Below are 17,078 nucleotides of genomic sequence, written 5' to 3'. Positions count from 1 at the left end.
ATTTGATACATCTGATTCCGCAAGGTCTAATTTTCTAATATCTGCCGTGCAAACTCAATAGCAGCTTCGGCTGTAGCAATTTTACCCTCAGCTTGAGCGATCGCAATCTCTGTCAGTAGCTCACCGACAACTGGCGACGCTGGAATCTTTAATGTTACCATGAGATCCTTACCACTTACTAGTTGAGTGGGATGAGCGACCAGATCATCAGGGTTAAGGTAGCGGCTGACCAAAGGTGAGTAAACCAACAAAGATTTGTCGCCGGAAATCGCCTCTACCAAAGTATCTTGTGCTACAGCTAATAAGACAATAGTAGGAAATACATTACCTGCTTCTAGGAACAAAAGATATTGTTCTCGGATGGATTTGTTACTAGATTTTAACTGCGGGAATAATTTCAGCGCAGTCATAACGGCGCGAATTTCCGCCCGGCTATAGGTGAGTTCTTGTAGTTCTATTTCTGCAACTTCGGGATGAGGATGTACAAGACAAGCGAGTTTAGCAATACCTAACCAAGTTGTTTTGACAGTATCGCGCACATATTGTTGTAGTTCTGTACCAAATTGCGGTGCAAGGATGGCTGCGGCTGTATCAACGGCGGCGAGTTTTTCAAAGCTTTCGCCTGTCGCATTTTTAAATAAATCTGTCAGTAAACCATCTTTTCCGGCGTTGGCTAACCAAGGTGTACCTTGGGGACTAGCTAGAAGATAGCCAATTTCTGTCCGGACTCGTTCTGCGGCGACTGTGGTAATGCTGGATGCTAAAGCGCAAATTGTCGCTTGAGTAGTTGGTTCAATCTTAAAACTCAGTTGGGCAGCTTGGCGATAGGCTCGCATTAACCGCAAAGGGTCATCTTTGAGGTTGGCTGGTGATATCATACGCAACAGACCTTGCTGTAAGTCAGCACAACCTTGTAATGGGTCGATGATTTCTTGGGTATGGGGATTATAGGCGATCGCATTAATTGTAAAATCCCGTCTATGCAAGTCAGTCTCTATACTATTGCCTTCTTGTTGGGCAAAGTCAGCCGTAGCTTGAGGAAATACCACACGGGCAATTTTGCGTTCTGCGTCCAGTAAGACAAAACCAGCTTGATAATGTTTAGCGATCGCTCTTGCTACCTTCACCGCATCCGATGGTATCACAAAGTCAAGATCCCAATATTCACGAGTTCTGCCCAAGATAGCATCACGCACCGCACCACCCACCATATAAGCTGGTTGTGGCAACCATTCCAAGCTAAAAGGCCAATTTGACGGCGCGAGAATAGCAGAAACAGAATTGTGCATTGTAATAAAAATCAACCCCGCAACTAGTGAACAAAACCTTTGCTTACGTTAGATTAGCAATAAAGCTTCCTGGAGGTGGTTATATTATGTGTATTTGCGTAAACTGCCACTACGTAGACCGTTGTGTAACCTATCATGCCGTAGAAACCCAACACCAACAGCCTCATTTAACAGAGAACCCAACTTTTGACCCCAATGAACCTTCTATCAATGTCAACATCCGCACCAAAGAAGATTTCATTGAAATGGAATGGGACGTTGTTGGTTGTCTTAGCTTTAAGCAAGAAACAGGAAAATGGTCGAAATTGCGTCCAGGTGAACTAGTACCGACGTGATGGCTATGATAGGTAAATTTCCAGCGGCTACTGCTATCTATTGCAGTAGTCGTATATTTTTATGATTTTATGCTTGAATAAATATCACGCCAACTCTAGAAAAATTTATATAATTACTCACTTTGACAACGGAATTAACAACTCTACCCGCCCAAAAATATGCTTTATCACTGCACACCACTACGCCAGAATTAGGCTTGGCTATTAGTAACTTTGCTGATGAAACGCGCGCAAATGTTTGGAATTTAGGGCGTGATTTATCCAGTTATGTGCATCAATATTTAATTGATTTTCTCCAACCCCAAACTTGGTCAGATTTGGCATTTATTTCCGTTGCAAAAGGTCCAGGTGGTTTTACAGGAACTCGTATTGGTGTAGTCCTCGCCCGCACTTTAGGACAACAATTAAATATCCCTGTGTTTGCTATTTCTACTTTAGCGGCAGTAGCTTGGTCACACAAAAATGATTACGAAAAATTAATTGCTACAGAAATGCCAGCACAAAGAGGTAAAGTGTTTGGTGCTATTTATCAAGTTAATGCAGCTACTTCTGAAATCACAGCTTTATTTCCTGATACATTGCTCACACCAGAAGCTTGGCAAGAAACTTTAGCTAATTGTCATACTGAGTATCAGCTAATTCAAGCACAATCTGGGTTAGCCGCAACTGTAACCAGTATTTTGGAACTTTCTTCTCTAGAATGGCGACAAGGAAAACGACCCGATTGGTCAGAAGCTGTACCTTATTATGGACAACATCCAGTAGAAATGTAAAACTTAGCAGCATTTCTCCACATTATAGTTATACTGCTGTCATCACCATGCAAAATTTGTAAGATATAACTAAAACATTATAAATAGAAATGCACTTAATCAATATTAATTGAGGAGTATTAATGTGTTTAGCAAGAAAGCATTCCAATTTTTAACAGCAGCAACAATTACACTAGTTGCTACTGCTGGTAGCTTAAGTTTGGCAGGATTTCTGAACAAGGACTATCTTAACAATCCTTTATTATTTTCACAATTAATAGGTAAGAAATCATCCAATGGCTTGAATGGGTCAACATCAGTAAAAGCCCAAGATATTGCTTTAAATACAAAGAAAGAAGCTATACCAAAAGAATTTCAAGGACAAACTATTTATGAAGCAAAACTACCAATAAAAGATAAAGTTATTGCGCTGACATTCGATGACGGCCCCGGCCCAAAAAATACAACACAAGTACTAGAAATTTTAAAGAAAAATCATATCAAAGCTACGTTTTTCCTAGTGGGGGAAATGGTTAGCTTTCATCCGCAAATTGTCAAACAAATTGCAGATGAAGGTCATGTGTTGGGAAACCACACATGGCATCATTGGTATCGGCGGATGGATGTAGCTACAGCTGCTAGTGAAATTAATCGTACAGCAGATATCATCTATAAACTTACAGGGGTAAAAACTACACTATTTCGTCCCCCCGGAGGCTTTTTACACAATGGTTTAGTTGATTACGCCAAAAGTCAAAAGTATGCGATCATGATGTGGTCAGATGAATCAGGAGATTCCCAACGTCGGGGAGTGGCTACAACCCTAATTAAAAATGTCGAAAAAAGTGTCAAACCTGGTGGAATTGTATTGATGCACGATGGCGGCGGTAATCGTTCTCGAACTGTTAAAGCATTACCGCAAATTATTGCAGATTTAACAGCCAGAGGGTATAAGTTTGTCACCATACCCGAATTACTGGCAATGCAAACTCAAGCTAAAGATGTGGTGACGGCAGAATCATCTATAGTTACTAAAGATGAACATCCCAATCATCAATTACATAATCAATGAGGTGGGGGTTAAACGCAAAGGAATATGGAGGATAACGCAGAGGTACGCAAAGAATACTCGGCGATACTCTGTGTTTAATTTAAGGCGATGTCTAGAATGATGATCAAAAATTAGGTGTCAACATCACTAACTGTTGTTTAATCAAGTTTCTCACCCCATCTAGCCCAAACTCCACATTTGCCAAAATTTCTCCTACTGTCGCCTGTCCATCACAAGCTTGCATAAATTCAAATTCTGCTATTGACAAATTGACTATTTGGTAGTCGTAATTAAAAATACATTGACTCGGAAAGCCATCAATACAAGGGTTTAATTCGGGAATTGCGGCTAAAAGAGTGTCATCATTTGACCAGTCAGTTTTGATGATAGGGGGACGACCAAGAAAAAATTCGTAATGGGTAACTTCTGGATCGAGTAATTCTATTAAACGATATAACTGACGCTGATTGAGATTTTCTGCTCGTTCTATTAATTCTGGTGCTTTACCCAAAAGTCTATCTAACTGCCAAAAACCAGGATTTGAGAAGCCAATAAATTCTAAACCAGACGCATCAATTAATTCAAATAATGTCTCGACGTTGTAATCAACTTCTTGGGGATGAACATACATATCCGCGAAGCATTCATCTCGCTGATTTTCCATTGCCCAGCGTTGTTTTTCGTATTTGACAATTCTATTGTTTTCTGGTAAAGAGGAAAATATTTTGCGTCCGACTTGCACACCATCACGGTAGTCACCGCGTTGTTCACCTTGGAGAAGGGCGATCGCTTTTTGCATGAGTTGAATTTCCCAACGTCCCAACTCACCATACACAAATATGTGCATGAAACCACCTGGGGCTAATTTTTTGGCTAAAGCTTGAATACCCCGAATTGGGTCGGGGAGGTGATGCAATACCCCAACGCAATTAATAAAATCAAATTCACCTGGTAACTGTTCCACATCGTAGATGCTGAGGTGATGAAACTCAACGCGGTTTGCACCAGAACGCTGACAACGTTCTTGCGCCACAGCCAAAGCACCCGCACTCAAATCAATACCAACCACAGAAGCTTGGGGGTTGAGGTGAACCAAGTATTCTGTACCTACACCAGTACCGCAGCCAGCATCTAAAATGCGAATATTTTGCTTTTGGGGTCTTTGACCTGTGCAGAAGTTATAAGCTGCTAACCAATTCCAGCGCCAGTTATAGCCTGGGGGTGGTTCATCTAGCAGGGGTTCTGGAGGAAAGGGATAAGTATTGTAGAGTTTGGCAACAGCAGCACTAACGCTTTGGGAATCTGACATGATCAACAACATCGCAGCATTTCTGAGTTTATCGAAATGCTGGACATTTGTGGTAAGAGTTTTTGAACGCAGAGGGGCGCGGAGGTAAACGCATTTGCCGTAAGGCGTTCCCGCAGGGTAGAGGCGCGGAGTTATTATTCCCGTTCTTGGTAGTCTTCAGAGGATTTTGGATCTAGTTCCCAGCGGCGATCATCGCGTTGTTCGAGAATGTCGTTTGTACGAAGGAAAGCGCGATCGTCCATTTCTAAGCCGACTGCTGCTTCTATTTCTTCGGTGACATCTTGTTCAGGGATAGCGACGGTACCACCAACAGCTTCGTCACCTACGGTATCTTGCCAATAGGTATAACTGTCATTAGTTGTCACTTCAGGACTATCGGGATACTCTGGGCTATTTGGATCTAGCGATCGCTCACCAATATTGTATCCTGGCAAGTCTTTCACTCCAGTGCCGTAAGATTCAGTAATTTCTTGCGGTAAATCTTCAGAATTAATTTCAGGATGATGATTTTTTTCTGCCATAATATTTTCCTTTTCTGCATTTTTACAATAACGTTTTTGTTGGCAAAATTTGTCTCACTTCAGATGTACAACTTTAGAAATAAAAAAATCTATCCCCTTAGAACGAAGTTAAGGTAGTTTTTACAGCCTAATCTTGTAAGTGTAAATTCAAGGTCAAGCCACTTGTAGTTGAATCTGTTAGTTATGAGTTAGAAGTTATCAACTCACACAACAAAATCCCCCAATTCTTACTTTTTAACTCATAACTTTTTTTGGGTAAGAAATCATTATTTATATTTTTATTACTGAAACTTCTCATACCCATACAAGTATTGAGTTTTCTTCAGCGGAGGTCGAAAGTGGAATATCAAGAGTTTATTACCCATGTCCAAAGCCTATCTCAATCCACTTCTCTTGAGGAGGCGGAAGTTGCAACTCGTGCGACATTAGCAACTATCAAAGAACGTATTGCAGACAGTGACATTCAAGATTTAGCTGCACAACTTCCACAAGAATTAAGTCATTATTTACAAGACCAAACACCAGCTAACAGCCAAACCTTTAATCTCCAAGAGTTTATTCACCGTGTTAGTCAAAAAGAAAATATAGCTCCCACCACTACAGCAATTCATGTCCGAGCAGTTTTTGCTGTGTTGCAAAATGCCATGAAACCAGAAACTTTTTCTAGGTTTCAAGCCCATTTTACTCACGATTACGAAGAACTTTTTGCTGCACCACCAACTAGCGAAGTAACTGCTTAATTCAGCGTTGTTAATTGTAAAAAATCCACCACATTAATCACAATAGGTAAATCCATGTCATATCAAAACAATCATTCTGGGAAGAAAAAAGTTGCAATTCTGATTGAAAATGATGTCGAAGATGCAGAATTTACTATTCCTTGTAATGGGTTGAAACAAGCGGGGATGGATGTAGTTGTCCTCGGTTCACGGATGAATGAAAAATACAAAGGTAAACGCGGTAGAGTTTCCGTTCAACCTGATGGTACAACCACAGAAGCGATCGCTTCAGAATTTGATGCAGTTGTGATTCCGGGGGGTATGGCTCCTGATAAAATGCGGCGCAACCCCAATACAGTGAGCTTTGTGCAAGAAGCTATGCAGCAAGGAAAACTCGTCGCCGCAGTTTGTCACGGGCCACAATTATTAATTGAAGGTGATTTGCTCAGGGACAGGCGCGCCACTGGTTTTGTGGCTATCCGCCGCGACATGATCAATGCAGGTGCAAATTATCAAGATGAAGCACTTGTAGTTGATGGTAATTTAATTACTTCCCGCGAACCTGGAGACTTAGCTATTTTTACCACAGCTATTCTCAGTGGTTTGGGTTATGGCGGTAAAGATGTAGCACTTCCAGAAGAGACAGACACTAATGCTGAATGGTGGAAAATTGCTGATGCTTGGGGTGGTTCCACAAAAGGTGAAATTGCTAAAGGGTTGAATACTGCTTTGAGTGGTGAACGTTACTCTCTAGAAGCTTTAGAAAAGTATTACGAAAAAGAGTCTAATACTCAAGCAAAAGTTATTTTTCAAGAAATGATGGCCAAGAAACAACGCCACATTGAACTATTAGAAACTTACCTCAACAGATTAGGTGAAAAACCTTCTTTAGCAGCGAATATTGCTAATCAATATGCAAAGGTCAAAACTGCCATGTCTGGTAGTGATGATATTTATCAAATGCGTTGCGCTTTAGGCGATTTGCAAACAGGTATCGGTGACATTGGTAACTTGTCCGCCATGTTTACTGACCCAGTAGCAACGGCGATTTTTAAAGAAATTTACCGCGATTTGGTGAAGGACGAACAACGCTTAGTAGAGCTATATCGGACGCTGCAAAGTGCGGGAGTGCAATCTCCTAAACCCACGACAGGTGCGGCTGCTTCTATGTAATTCGTAGTGACGCTCCTGCGTCGCTACCGCTTCGCTAACGTAATTCGTAATTAATAAATGTAGAGAATCTAATTACGAATTACGAATCCAAAATCCGTCTTGAAAAGTTTGCTCAACGGGGGGAACCCGCGCACGCAAGTTCTCTCCGCACGCAACGCCAGTTGCTACAAGTCGGCAAAGCCGACGACAGTCGCCTCAAGTCGGGAAACCCGCCCACGGCGCTGTCTCCCCAACGCACTGGCTCAACTTTCCGCAAAATCTAAAGTATAAAATTGTATGACTTCTACAGGCGATCGCACAACTAAAAATCCCACAGAAGCTAATGAGATGGAACGCTGGGCTTCTCTCATTGGTGGTGGGGCTATGGTACTCACAGGTTTAAGCCAACGCTCTTTAAAAGGTGTGTTAACTGCACTGGCTGGCGGTGGTTTAGTTTACCAAGGTTTAACTAAGCAAAGCACAATTCAGCAAGCACAGGATGCTATTGGCATTAATAAACCAATCAAAGTTGAAAAGACGGTAACTATTAATAAACCAGCCGATGAACTTTACCGTTTTTGGCACAACTTTGAGCAGTTACCCACTTTTATGAAGCATCTGCAATCAGTGAAGGTGTACGATGCAAAACGTTCTCATTGGATTGCGAGTGCGCCCTTGGGTAACAACGTCGCATGGGATGCAGAGATTCTGGAAGATAGAGAAAACGAGTTTATTTCTTGGGCTTCGGTAGAAGGCGCAGAGATAGAGAATTCTGGCTTTGTCAGATTTAAAAAAGCCCCAGGCGATCGCGGTACAGAAGTCAAAGTAGTTTTAGAATACAACATCCCCGGCGGCGGATTAAGTGCGGCTCTCGCCAAACTTTTCGGCGAAGAACCAGAACAACAAATTGGTGACGACTTGCGCCGCTTCAAAATGCTCATGGAAGCCGGAGAAATCGCCACTACAGAAGGACAGCCAACAGGAAGTAGGTAGAAGAGGCAGGAGGGCAGAGGGAGAGAGCTACCAATGACTATTGACTAATGACTATGGACTAATATTTATGAAAGCAGTCTGTTGGCAAGGTGCTAATGAAGTTCGGGTGGAATCAGTACCAGACCCGACGATTCTTAATCCCCGTGATGCGATTATTAAAATTACATCTACAGCTATCTGTGGTTCGGATTTACATATATATGGCGGCTATATCCCGACAGTCCAAAAAGGTGACATTATTGGTCACGAATTTATGGGGGAAGTAGTTGAAGTTGGTAGGGGAGTTAATAATTTAAAAATAGGCGATCGCGTCGTTGTTCCCTCGACAATTGGTTGTGGTAACTGTGCTTATTGCCAGCGTGATATGTGGTCGCTGTGCGATAACTCCAACCCTAACAGTTGGTTAGAAGAAAAATTATTTGGCAATGTCACCTCAGCAATTTATGGCTACTCTCACCTCTTAGGTGGCTATGCAGGCGCACAAGCTGAATATATCCGCGTACCATTTGCTGATGTGGGTGTTGTCAAGGTTCCTTCAGATATACCTGACGAAAAACTATTATTTATTTCCGACGCTATTCCTACTGGTTATATGGGTGCAGAACTCTGTGATATTCAGCCAGGGGATACGGTAGCAGTTTGGGGAAGTGGTGCAGTGGGAATGTTCGCCATGATTAGCGCCTATATGATGGGTGCAGAAAAAGTAATTGCGATCGACCGCTTCCCGGAACGCTTAGAAATGGCAAAAAAATATGCCAAAGCGGAAGTAATTAACTACGAAGAAGTTAATACTGGTGAAGCATTAAAAGAAATGACTGGCGGACGCGGCCCTGATGCTTGTATTGATGCAGTCGGTTTAGAAGCGCACGGTGTTGGTTTAGAAGACTTCTACGACCAGACAAAACAAAAGCTCAGATTAGAAACTGACCGTCCCCACGTATTAAGAGAAATGATGGTGGCCTGTCGTAAAGGCGGCACTCTGGCAATTATGGGTGTTTATGGTGGATTTGTAGACAAAATACCCTTGGGTGCAGCTTTTAACAAAGGTTTAACCTTCAGAATGGGACAAATGCACGGACAAAAATATATGCACTTGTTACTCCAGCAAATCTTGGACGGTAAACTCGATCCTTCTTTTGTGGTAACTCATCAACTACCACTAACAGAAGCGGCTCGCGGTTATCACATTTTTCAACAGAAAAAAGATAACTGTGTCAAAGTCGTCCTCAAACCATGAATTGGCTGATAGCCGTTCAGTTGTACACACAAATAAATAAAGCAAATGAGGTTATTTATGAAGCAAGTTATTTCTAGCTTACGCAAAATTATGGTTGTTTTCTTAGTAGGATTTATGTTCTTACTAGGACAAGCTTTTAGCCTTGTGAACGTAGCACAAGCTGATGTGACAACTCCCGAAGGTATTTATTACAAAGGCGCACCCGAAGGTCAATACAATCAAAACAACGGCATTCAAAACGATAGACAAGTAAAAAATTCTCAATCTAAACTGAAGGGTACTGCTGATAATATCCGCGAAAAACTCAACTTAGATGAAGATACTCCTAGAGCTACAAAAGAGTTTTTTAACGATACGAAAAATAGAGTTGACGAATCAGCTGATTTTACAAAAAAAACCAAAGAAGGCTATTACAGAACTCCTTCTAGTAGATAAACTGGAGAGTCTAGCCTTGTAGAGTGTGTTAGGTGCTGGATATAATCTATCACCAAAAAGATAACCAAAGCGCCTAACGCACTATTTTATGTATTACTAGCTATTTTGTTATTTGTATATACAAATAACAAAGGACAAATGACAAAGGACTAAAAATTATGAAAGCAGTTTGCTGGCACGGAGCAAACGAAGTGCGGGTAGAAACAGTTCCTGATCCCAAAATTATTAACCCGCGTGATGCCATTATTAAAATTACTTCTACAGCAATTTGCGGCTCAGATCTGCATATTTATAATGGCTTCATTCCCACCATGCAAAAAGGTGATATCCTGGGGCATGAATTCATGGGGGAAGTTGTAGAATTAGGCAGTGAAGTTAAGAATGTAAAAATAGGCGATCGCGTCGTAGTTCCCTTCACAATATCCTGTGGTAACTGTTTTTTCTGTCAGCGCGATTTATGGTCACTTTGTGATAACTCCAACCCAAATGCTTGGATGGTAGAACTGCAAATGGGTCACTCACCAGCAGGCTTATTTGGCTACTCTCATTTATTTGGTGGTTACGCTGGCGGACAAGCTGAGTATGCACGCGTACCTTTTGCTGATGTTGGCTTATTCAAAATTCCCGACCATCTGACAGACGAGCAAGTTCTATTTTTAACTGACATCTTTCCAACTGGTTACATGGCAGCAGAAAACTGCAACATCAAACCCGGTGATGTCGTGGCTATTTGGGGTTGCGGCCCAGTGGGACAATTTGCCATTAAAAGTGCTTTTCTCCTTGGTGCAGAAAGAGTCATTGCCATAGACCGCATTCCCGAACGCCTGCAAATGGCCAAAGAACAAGGCAAAGCCGAAATCCTCAACTATGAAGAGGTAGATGTCGGAGAAGCACTCAAAGAAATGACAGGCGGTCGTGGCCCCGATGCTTGTATTGATGCTGTCGGCATGGAAGCACACGGTACAGATGCAATGGCTATCTACGACAAAGTAAAACAAGCAGTTCGTCTAGAAACAGACCGTCCAACAGCATTACGCCAAGTAATTCTCTCGGCGGGAAAAGGCGGTCATGTCTCAATTGCCGGAGTATATGGTGGCTTCCTCGATAAAATTCCGATGGGTTCGGCAATGAACAAAGGTCTCACCTTCAAAATGGGACAAACCCACGTTCATAGATACTTAAAACCCTTACTCAATCATATTGAAAACGGTGATCTTGACCCTTCATTTGTCATCACTCACAAACTACCTTTAAACCAAGCACCCCACGGCTACCAAATTTTTAAAGAGAAAAAAGATAACTGTATCAAAGTCGTTCTCAAACCGTAAGGTAGGTAATTAAATATGACTGACACAAGCGTTAAAAAAGTAGATGCTAGGCATTCACCCAAAGGTCAAGATGGTCAAAAATATCTGGCTTCTGGCAAATCTTTATCGATGCGCCTTTGGGAAAATGAACAACAAGGAAAAGATAAACAACCAACTGCACGAGACTATGAAACGGTTGGTTATGTAATTAATGGTCGTGCAGAATTGCATATCGAAGGGCAAATGGTTTTGTTAGAACCTGGTAGTTCTTGGGTTGTCCCCAAAGGTTCACACCACACCTACAAAATCCTCGAACCATTCACCGCTGTAGAAGCAACCAGTCCACCTGCACAAGTTCACGGACGCGATGAAAATTAAGCTTTCATAGTTCACCTAACTTCGATGCCCATAGTTTATAAAGTGCGTTAGTGAAAACTAAACGCACTTTTTTATCTCCTAATACCTTTGCGTGCATTACTTCTACCATTTCACGAAAAAAATGATACAAATTCATCGGTTTTCCATTCTTTCCTCCTGCTCCCTCCACCTCTGCGGTCTATTTGTATCAAAATTAAAGTGAAACGGTATTAGCGCCATTCGCCTTGCAGAGTAAAAGCCGCCCAATACAAAGGTTTACGCCAATTAGGATTTTGCCACAAACTTAATTGCGCGGCGCGGAGGGCAGCAACAGGTGATTTCCCTTCCTGCCACATTTGGCGATAAAATTGGGTCATCAATTCCTTCGTTCCCTCGTCATCTACATTCCATAAAGACACGACAATTCGCGGTGAGCCTGCATACATCAATCCTCTTGTCAAGCCTACCAGCCCTTCTCCCTGAATTTCTTTTCCCTGTCCGGTTTCACAAGCACTCAACACAATTAAATCAGCCGGAAAATTCAGGTTGAAGATATCATTTAACCGCAAATATCCTCTTTCGGGTTTACCTTGCTTGTCTACTAAAGAAAGTACAATGCCTGATAACTCTGGGTTAGCGTCATCAGCAAAACCGTGAGTTGCCAGGTGAATTACACGATATTGGCTTAGTTGGGGGTTTTTTACCCAGTTATAGTTTGCATCAAAATCAAATGCGGCTAGGCTATCTTTTGCTGAACCAAGTTTGAGTATTGCTTGAGCTTCTTCACGAGTTCCTGTTAATCTATCCCAACCGTTGCGGTTGAGATTTCGGGCTGATCGGGAGAGTGCAGAACGCTGAAGATCTAAATCAGGAGTGATGGAATTGTTCTCTGGTTTCCCTGTCACCCGTGAATCATCTGCACTAAATACGGGATCTGCGAGAATGGCAATAGCTTTTGGTGCTTTTGGACGTTGTTGCGTTTCTTGTCTGAGGATGGCGATAGTTGAGGCGGAAGGAAGATTGACGATTTCGTGGTTGATTAGCAGTGGTTGATATGATTCTTGAGCAGTTGGTTCAGTTAACGCTGCAAATGGAATATTTTGTAAAGTACCATCGGCGACAATTACCAAACGTTTGTTTGCTAATTTGCTTGCGACTGGAGCAAGGATAATTTGACTCAGTTGTTTTGCTGCGGTAGCTTGTTGTTTAGAGGAAGCTGTTACTCTGACTAAACTTTGACGAAAATCGTTGGCGGCTTTTTCTATTTGTGCTTGTGGCGGTAATTCATAGCTATCAAGAGAATTTGGTGTTATTGCCCAAAGATAGCTGTGTTCTTTACCCAAGGAATATTGCAACATTACAGTATTTGAATCAAGTTGTTGCTGAATTTGCGACAAGGTGAGAGGTTGCGGATAATTCAATGCAGCGTATTCTGGGTTAGTTGCACGAATTTTAGCTGTTAGTTCTTGCTGTTGTTTGATTATGTCTTCAATTTCTTGTTTAGTGGCGGCGATAAGTTCTGCTGAAGGTTGGGATTGACTTGCTATTTCTGATAACCTTTTTTCTCTGGCTTCCCGTAGCCATTGCAAACGTCGTTCTTCATCTGCTAACTCAGGGCTAATATTTTTGCGGATGTTAATGTTGGCTTGGGTTAATAGTTCTACTAAAACCCTAGCGCGAGAGCTTTCGCTGGTTTGCAAGGCTTGTCCGTCGTATCCTTTTGATGGGTCTTGTTTATGCAATTCCATCAAAATATTGATTTTAAGTTGATAATAATCTTGTACAGTGGCAAAAAAGGATGTTCGTAAATCTTCACTATCGACTTCTTTGCGGATATTTTCGATAATTTTTATAGCTTTATCTATTTCGGTAAGGGCTGCTGAGAGTTGTTTGTTTTGGCGTTGCAGTTTGGCGATATTGTAGAGACTTTGGGCTTGTTCGGCAATTAAGCCCATTTGAGTATATAGAGTAAGTTGTTTTTGATAAACTTGTATAGATTTTTGGGTTTGTTTGAGACCGTTATAAGCTTCAGCAGTTGAAGTATAAGCTCTCGCTTCTATTTCCTTATAGCCAGATTTTTGTGCCAAATTTTTAGCTTTTTGAGAGTCTTTTAGAGCCTGAGAATAATTCTTCTGTTTAAGCTCAACTTGAGCAAGAAGATCAGATGTTCCTGCTTCTATTGCTAACTTAAACTCAACAACTTCTAAATTATGAGATAAAGCTATAGCTTGATGTCCAGAATTGATTGCTTGTTGATAATTTCCTGAATTGAGGTAAGTGCTACTAATTTCTTTTAATATTAAAGCTTCATTGTAACAGTCTCCTGTTGTTTGGGATATAGACAAGGCTTGCTGATAATAATTCAGAGCCTGTGGATAATGTTGCAACTTGCGCTCAATATTTCCAATATTCTTGAGAGTATCAGCTTCTTTTGTGCGATCGCCACTTTCTCTCCGGAGAGATAATGCTTGTTCATAAGCTTTTAAACTTTCAGGATATGCCCCTAAAGACGAGTAAACATCACCGAGAGTTAATCTGACTTTTCCCGTTAAGTCTTGAAAGGCTTGCTGGTAAAGGGCTTGAAGAACAGCACAGCATATACGGTAAATTAATTGTCATCGGGTACTAAAGGTAACAAGCAATGCTGGACTGGTGGGAGAAGAATTTTGCAACCATATCTCTGGGAGATCGCCGATTGAATGAGCGCGCAATGTCAATTGGGTATGCTCTAAGCCTTGGATTTGGGAAAGCACTGTCAGAAATCTTCAGCAATGGAACGGTACTCAAGAGAGCCTATGAGTTTTTGCCAACCCAAAAGTGCAATTTTCCAGCGTGATTGAGCCGCACTGTCAGATGACGGCAGAAAATGTTGCAGAACGCGACATAGTGCTGTGTGTTGGAGACACAACTTTTCTAGATTATGGCAGTATTGAGGTGAAAAAAGAAGGTTACGGCCCAATTGGTAAAGGGGGTAATGGTTTAATATTACACAGTGCCTTAGCGATAGAGCCTCAGAAAGGTCAATCCATAGGTCTGTTATGGCAAAAACTTTGGAATCGTGAGCCGAAACACAAGCCACCGAAAGATGAAACACCGACACAGAAGAAAAAAAGGCAAGCAGCAGCACGTAAAGAAGCCCGAAACCGCCCTTTTGAACAGAAAGAATCTTATAAGTGGGTAGAAGCTCTAACCACTGTAGAAAAGCTTGTAAGCCAGCACACACAAGTGATTCATGTTTTCGACCGCGAAGGTGATATTACAAAAGTTTTTGATCAACTTCGCCAACTCCAACACACTGGAATCATAGTTCGTGCGGCTCATAACCGTAGTTTAGATTCCGAAAGCGAACGTCTGTGGTCGAAGTTAGAAGCTCAACCTATTAGTTTTGAACAGAAAATTGAATTACCATCCACGAGCCAGCGTACTGCTCGTCAAACCAAACTAGCTATACGATTTTGTCCGGTCAATCTACGTACTCCTTATCGTTTTGATAACCGTAACCCGCTATCTGTGTATGCTGTTTATGCCACAGAAATTGATTGTCCCGAAAGCGAAACACCTGTGGAATGGATGTTGTTAACAACAGAAGTTATTGCAGATATTCAGATGGCTTCTACAATTTTACGTTGGTATACGTATCGTTGGCGTGTGGAAGAATACCATAAAATTTTCAAGTCTGGATGTCAGGTAGAAAAATACAGACTTGCTGCTGATGGGATGAAAGTTCTCATTGGTTTCTTGAGCGTGATTGCGGTAGAACTGTTGCAACTAACTTATCTACACCGCACTCAACCTGACTCTCCTGCCATTGAGATTCTTAACCCCCTTGAACTTAAGATTTTAAAAGCTAAGTCCCCCAAACTTCCCAAAGTATTAACAGTTAGCTGGGCTGTTGAAGTCATTGCCCGTCTTGGCGGCTACTTAGAACATCGAAGTAAAACACCCATTGGTATTCAGGTGCTGTGGCGAGGTTGGTTAAAATTACACGACCTTTGTGAAGGTTGGCAGCTTGCAAAAGAGACTTAACGGGAAAAGTCAGAGAGTTAATAAAGTATCTGCTTGGGCTGGACGAGTTTTAATTTGGCGTTGAATGTTTAATGCTTGATTGAGATGATCAATTGCTTCTTGCTTTTTACCTTGTTTATTTAAAATCTGAGCAACCTCGGTAAGTGTTTTTGCTTGTGCGGGTTTACCACCCATTATTTGCCTGAGATTTAGTGCTTTTTGATAAACGTCCAAGGCTTTTGCATATTCCCCAATTTGTCTATAGCCCAAACCTCCAATGAGTTCTAAAAAATCTGCTTCTCCACCAAGAATTTCTAGGGTGTGCCACTGTTCTACATTTTTGTTCCAGCCTTCAATTTGATTTTTGACAACTGCGTCACGATTAGAATTTGCTGATGGATTCGACGCAGTTTTTGGTTGCTTAACTTCAGGAGGTTTTTTCAATGTAGCTAATTTATCTGTACAAATGGAGTTTGCTACCAGAAGGTAAACTAAATTAGAAACCATTCTATCTCTTTTAAATTCCGGGTCAAGACTATTAGCTTGATTAAGTATTTCAAAGCTTTTATTGATTTCACCTAAACTGGCATAAAGAAATGCAATTTGTTCAAGTGTTGCAGCTTGATTGACTACATCACCTTGTTTTTTCCAAAAATCAAAAGCTTGTTCGTAAGCATCAATAGCTTTCTGTTTTTCGCCTAATTTATCGTAAATTTGGGCAATGTTATTTAAAGTAGTAGGTCGTAAGTTTGGAGTTTCAGAATAAAATAATGGAACTTGCTCATAAAAAGCGATCGCCTTTTGATATTCACCTAATCTATCGTATATGAGGCTAAGTGAAGTAGCTACTGCTCCTTGACATTTGCGATCGCCTAAAACTTGACAAATAGGTAGTGCTTTTTGAGCATATTCCAAGGCCTTACGATATTCACCACGAAACCAGTATAATTTAGCAATTCGATCAAGAATTGCAGATTCTTTTTTGCGATCGCTTGCTAAACGCCAATATTTTAAGGCTTCTTCCCATTTAGCAATGACTTGAGTAATGGGTGTAGTTTTTAAGTTTAACTTTTTGGCTTCGGCTTCTGCTTTTTCAGCCGCAGCACGGTTGGTATCTGGGGTGTTGGATTGCTTTTGCGGTTGAGTAGGTACGTTTAACTGGCTAGGTATCGGTTTGGGAGCAGCTTTGAGCGTTTTTGAGGATAAAGATAAGAGTAATATGACTAATCCTAAAGGATACGATAGCAAAATGTAGCTTTTGTTTAGCTTGTGCATAAATTTTCTTGTTTTTTCTAATTTTTACTATTTCATATCCTGATACATTTATTGTGTAATTTCAGTGACAGCAATATTTACACGGCAAGTCATACCGTGCTTGATATCAAACGCAATCGAGATTAAATACGCAAATAAATAAACTATCCAGGGCTAATTTTGTCCAAAATTAGCTTATATTAGAGCTATTAAGGAAATTTATTCTTATTTTAAGATTTATCTAATTGAAGAGCTTACGGGGTTCATTTGTTGATGCGATCGTATGCCTGTAAGTACCAAATTAAGTTGGACAGGGTTGAAAACTTGTTGATGTATCCTAACCGCAGCTAGTCACTTTTCTA

The 17,078-nt window shown here is 41.2% G+C and carries 15 protein-coding genes and 1 pseudogene; 11 read left to right on the top strand and 5 right to left on the bottom strand.

What is annotated here, in order from left to right; genetic code table 11:
- Positions 1-26: 26 nt before the first annotated feature.
- Positions 27-1,289 (bottom strand): tRNA nucleotidyltransferase/poly(A) polymerase-related protein, encoded by a 1,263-nt coding sequence (locus NCWK1_RS26835; RefSeq protein ID WP_103126808.1) that lies wholly within the window; start codon positions 1,287-1,289, stop codon positions 27-29.
- An 86-nt stretch (positions 1,290-1,375) separates the two neighbouring features.
- Here NCWK1_RS26835 and NCWK1_RS26830 point away from each other — a divergent pair, with 86 nt between their 5' ends.
- The 3 genes from NCWK1_RS26830 (at position 1,376) to NCWK1_RS26820 (ending at position 3,448) form a co-directional block, all read left to right on the top strand.
- Positions 1,376-1,624: a Ycf34 family protein gene (locus NCWK1_RS26830; protein ID WP_015114906.1), complete on the top strand. Its 249-nt coding sequence runs from the start codon at positions 1,376-1,378 to the stop codon at positions 1,622-1,624.
- 122 nt (positions 1,625-1,746) lie between these two features.
- Complete coding sequence (gene tsaB, locus NCWK1_RS26825) at positions 1,747-2,397, top strand: tRNA (adenosine(37)-N6)-threonylcarbamoyltransferase complex dimerization subunit type 1 TsaB (RefSeq protein ID WP_103126807.1); 651 nt, start codon at positions 1,747-1,749, stop codon at positions 2,395-2,397.
- Between the two features lie 124 nt (positions 2,398-2,521).
- Positions 2,522-3,448: a polysaccharide deacetylase family protein gene (locus NCWK1_RS26820; RefSeq protein ID WP_103126806.1), complete on the top strand. Its 927-nt coding sequence runs from the start codon at positions 2,522-2,524 to the stop codon at positions 3,446-3,448.
- 103 nt (positions 3,449-3,551) lie between these two features.
- On the opposite strand, the gene NCWK1_RS26815 is transcribed toward NCWK1_RS26820, so the two are convergent.
- The gene (locus NCWK1_RS26815; protein ID WP_103126805.1) at positions 3,552-4,736 is read right to left on the bottom strand and encodes a class I SAM-dependent methyltransferase; all 1,185 of its coding nucleotides are present in this window, start codon (positions 4,734-4,736) and stop codon (positions 3,552-3,554) included.
- A 134-nt stretch (positions 4,737-4,870) separates the two neighbouring features.
- Positions 4,871-5,257 (bottom strand): DUF6335 family protein, encoded by a 387-nt coding sequence (locus NCWK1_RS26810; protein ID WP_103126804.1) that lies wholly within the window; start codon positions 5,255-5,257, stop codon positions 4,871-4,873.
- Between the two features lie 338 nt (positions 5,258-5,595).
- Here NCWK1_RS26810 and NCWK1_RS26805 point away from each other — a divergent pair, with 338 nt between their 5' ends.
- The 7 genes from NCWK1_RS26805 to NCWK1_RS26775 all read left to right on the top strand — a co-directional run bounded on the left by NCWK1_RS26805 (position 5,596) and on the right by NCWK1_RS26775 (position 11,478).
- Positions 5,596-5,997 (top strand): DUF2267 domain-containing protein, encoded by a 402-nt coding sequence (locus tag NCWK1_RS26805; RefSeq protein ID WP_103126803.1) that lies wholly within the window; start codon positions 5,596-5,598, stop codon positions 5,995-5,997.
- Between the two features lie 54 nt (positions 5,998-6,051).
- Positions 6,052-7,149, top strand: coding sequence for a DJ-1/PfpI/YhbO family deglycase/protease (locus tag NCWK1_RS26800; RefSeq protein ID WP_103126802.1), 1,098 nt, complete (start codon positions 6,052-6,054; stop codon positions 7,147-7,149).
- A 276-nt stretch (positions 7,150-7,425) separates the two neighbouring features.
- On the top strand, positions 7,426-8,121 hold the full coding sequence (locus NCWK1_RS26795; RefSeq protein ID WP_103126801.1) for an SRPBCC family protein: 696 nt from the start codon (positions 7,426-7,428) through the stop codon (positions 8,119-8,121).
- A 67-nt stretch (positions 8,122-8,188) separates the two neighbouring features.
- Positions 8,189-9,358, top strand: a complete 1,170-nt coding sequence (locus NCWK1_RS26790; RefSeq protein ID WP_103126800.1) for a zinc-dependent alcohol dehydrogenase — start codon at positions 8,189-8,191, stop codon at positions 9,356-9,358.
- Between the two features lie 57 nt (positions 9,359-9,415).
- On the top strand, positions 9,416-9,793 hold the full coding sequence (locus tag NCWK1_RS26785; protein WP_103126799.1) for a hypothetical protein: 378 nt from the start codon (positions 9,416-9,418) through the stop codon (positions 9,791-9,793).
- Between the two features lie 158 nt (positions 9,794-9,951).
- Positions 9,952-11,121, top strand: a complete 1,170-nt coding sequence (locus NCWK1_RS26780) for a zinc-dependent alcohol dehydrogenase (RefSeq protein WP_103126798.1) — start codon at positions 9,952-9,954, stop codon at positions 11,119-11,121.
- Positions 11,122-11,136: 15 nt separating this feature from the next.
- Entirely contained in the window at positions 11,137-11,478 is a 342-nt protein-coding gene (locus tag NCWK1_RS26775; protein ID WP_103126797.1) for a cupin domain-containing protein, read from the top strand.
- A 209-nt stretch (positions 11,479-11,687) separates the two neighbouring features.
- Here NCWK1_RS26775 and NCWK1_RS26770 read toward each other — a convergent pair whose 3' ends face one another.
- Complete coding sequence (locus tag NCWK1_RS26770; RefSeq protein WP_245895000.1) at positions 11,688-14,057, bottom strand: CHAT domain-containing protein; 2,370 nt, start codon at positions 14,055-14,057, stop codon at positions 11,688-11,690.
- A 41-nt stretch (positions 14,058-14,098) separates the two neighbouring features.
- Here NCWK1_RS26770 and NCWK1_RS26760 point away from each other — a divergent pair.
- A pseudogene (locus tag NCWK1_RS26760) lies at positions 14,099-15,483 on the top strand (IS4 family transposase).
- A gap of 9 nt (positions 15,484-15,492) precedes the next feature.
- On the opposite strand, the gene NCWK1_RS26755 reads toward NCWK1_RS26760, so the two are convergent.
- On the bottom strand, positions 15,493-16,737 hold the full coding sequence (locus tag NCWK1_RS26755) for a tetratricopeptide repeat protein (RefSeq protein ID WP_103126795.1): 1,245 nt from the start codon (positions 16,735-16,737) through the stop codon (positions 15,493-15,495).
- Positions 16,738-17,078: the final 341 nt, after the last annotated feature.

The sequence above is a fragment of the Nostoc cycadae WK-1 genome (assembly GCF_002897135.1).
GTDB lineage: Bacteria > Cyanobacteriota > Cyanobacteriia > Cyanobacteriales > Nostocaceae > Nostoc_B.
Note: the sequence above shows the minus strand (reverse complement) of the source record. Positions and strands in the feature narration are given on the sequence as shown.

What these genes read in the sequence shown, in the direction of transcription:
- NCWK1_RS26835 (WP_103126808.1), bottom strand. Translation starts at nt 1,289, where the DNA reads ATGCACAATTCTGTTTCTGCTATTCTCGCGCCGTCAAATTGGCCTTTT.
- NCWK1_RS26830 (WP_015114906.1), top strand. Translation starts at nt 1,376, where the DNA reads ATGTGTATTTGCGTAAACTGCCACTACGTAGACCGTTGTGTAACCTAT.
- NCWK1_RS26815 (WP_103126805.1), bottom strand. Translation starts at nt 4,736, where the DNA reads ATGTCAGATTCCCAAAGCGTTAGTGCTGCTGTTGCCAAACTCTACAAT.
- NCWK1_RS26810 (WP_103126804.1), bottom strand. Translation starts at nt 5,257, where the DNA reads ATGGCAGAAAAAAATCATCATCCTGAAATTAATTCTGAAGATTTACCG.
- NCWK1_RS26800 (WP_103126802.1), top strand. Translation starts at nt 6,052, where the DNA reads ATGTCATATCAAAACAATCATTCTGGGAAGAAAAAAGTTGCAATTCTG.
- NCWK1_RS26795 (WP_103126801.1), top strand. Translation starts at nt 7,426, where the DNA reads ATGACTTCTACAGGCGATCGCACAACTAAAAATCCCACAGAAGCTAAT.
- NCWK1_RS26790 (WP_103126800.1), top strand. Translation starts at nt 8,189, where the DNA reads ATGAAAGCAGTCTGTTGGCAAGGTGCTAATGAAGTTCGGGTGGAATCA.
- NCWK1_RS26785 (WP_103126799.1), top strand. Translation starts at nt 9,416, where the DNA reads ATGAAGCAAGTTATTTCTAGCTTACGCAAAATTATGGTTGTTTTCTTA.
- NCWK1_RS26780 (WP_103126798.1), top strand. Translation starts at nt 9,952, where the DNA reads ATGAAAGCAGTTTGCTGGCACGGAGCAAACGAAGTGCGGGTAGAAACA.
- NCWK1_RS26775 (WP_103126797.1), top strand. Translation starts at nt 11,137, where the DNA reads ATGACTGACACAAGCGTTAAAAAAGTAGATGCTAGGCATTCACCCAAA.
- NCWK1_RS26755 (WP_103126795.1), bottom strand. Translation starts at nt 16,737, where the DNA reads ATGCACAAGCTAAACAAAAGCTACATTTTGCTATCGTATCCTTTAGGA.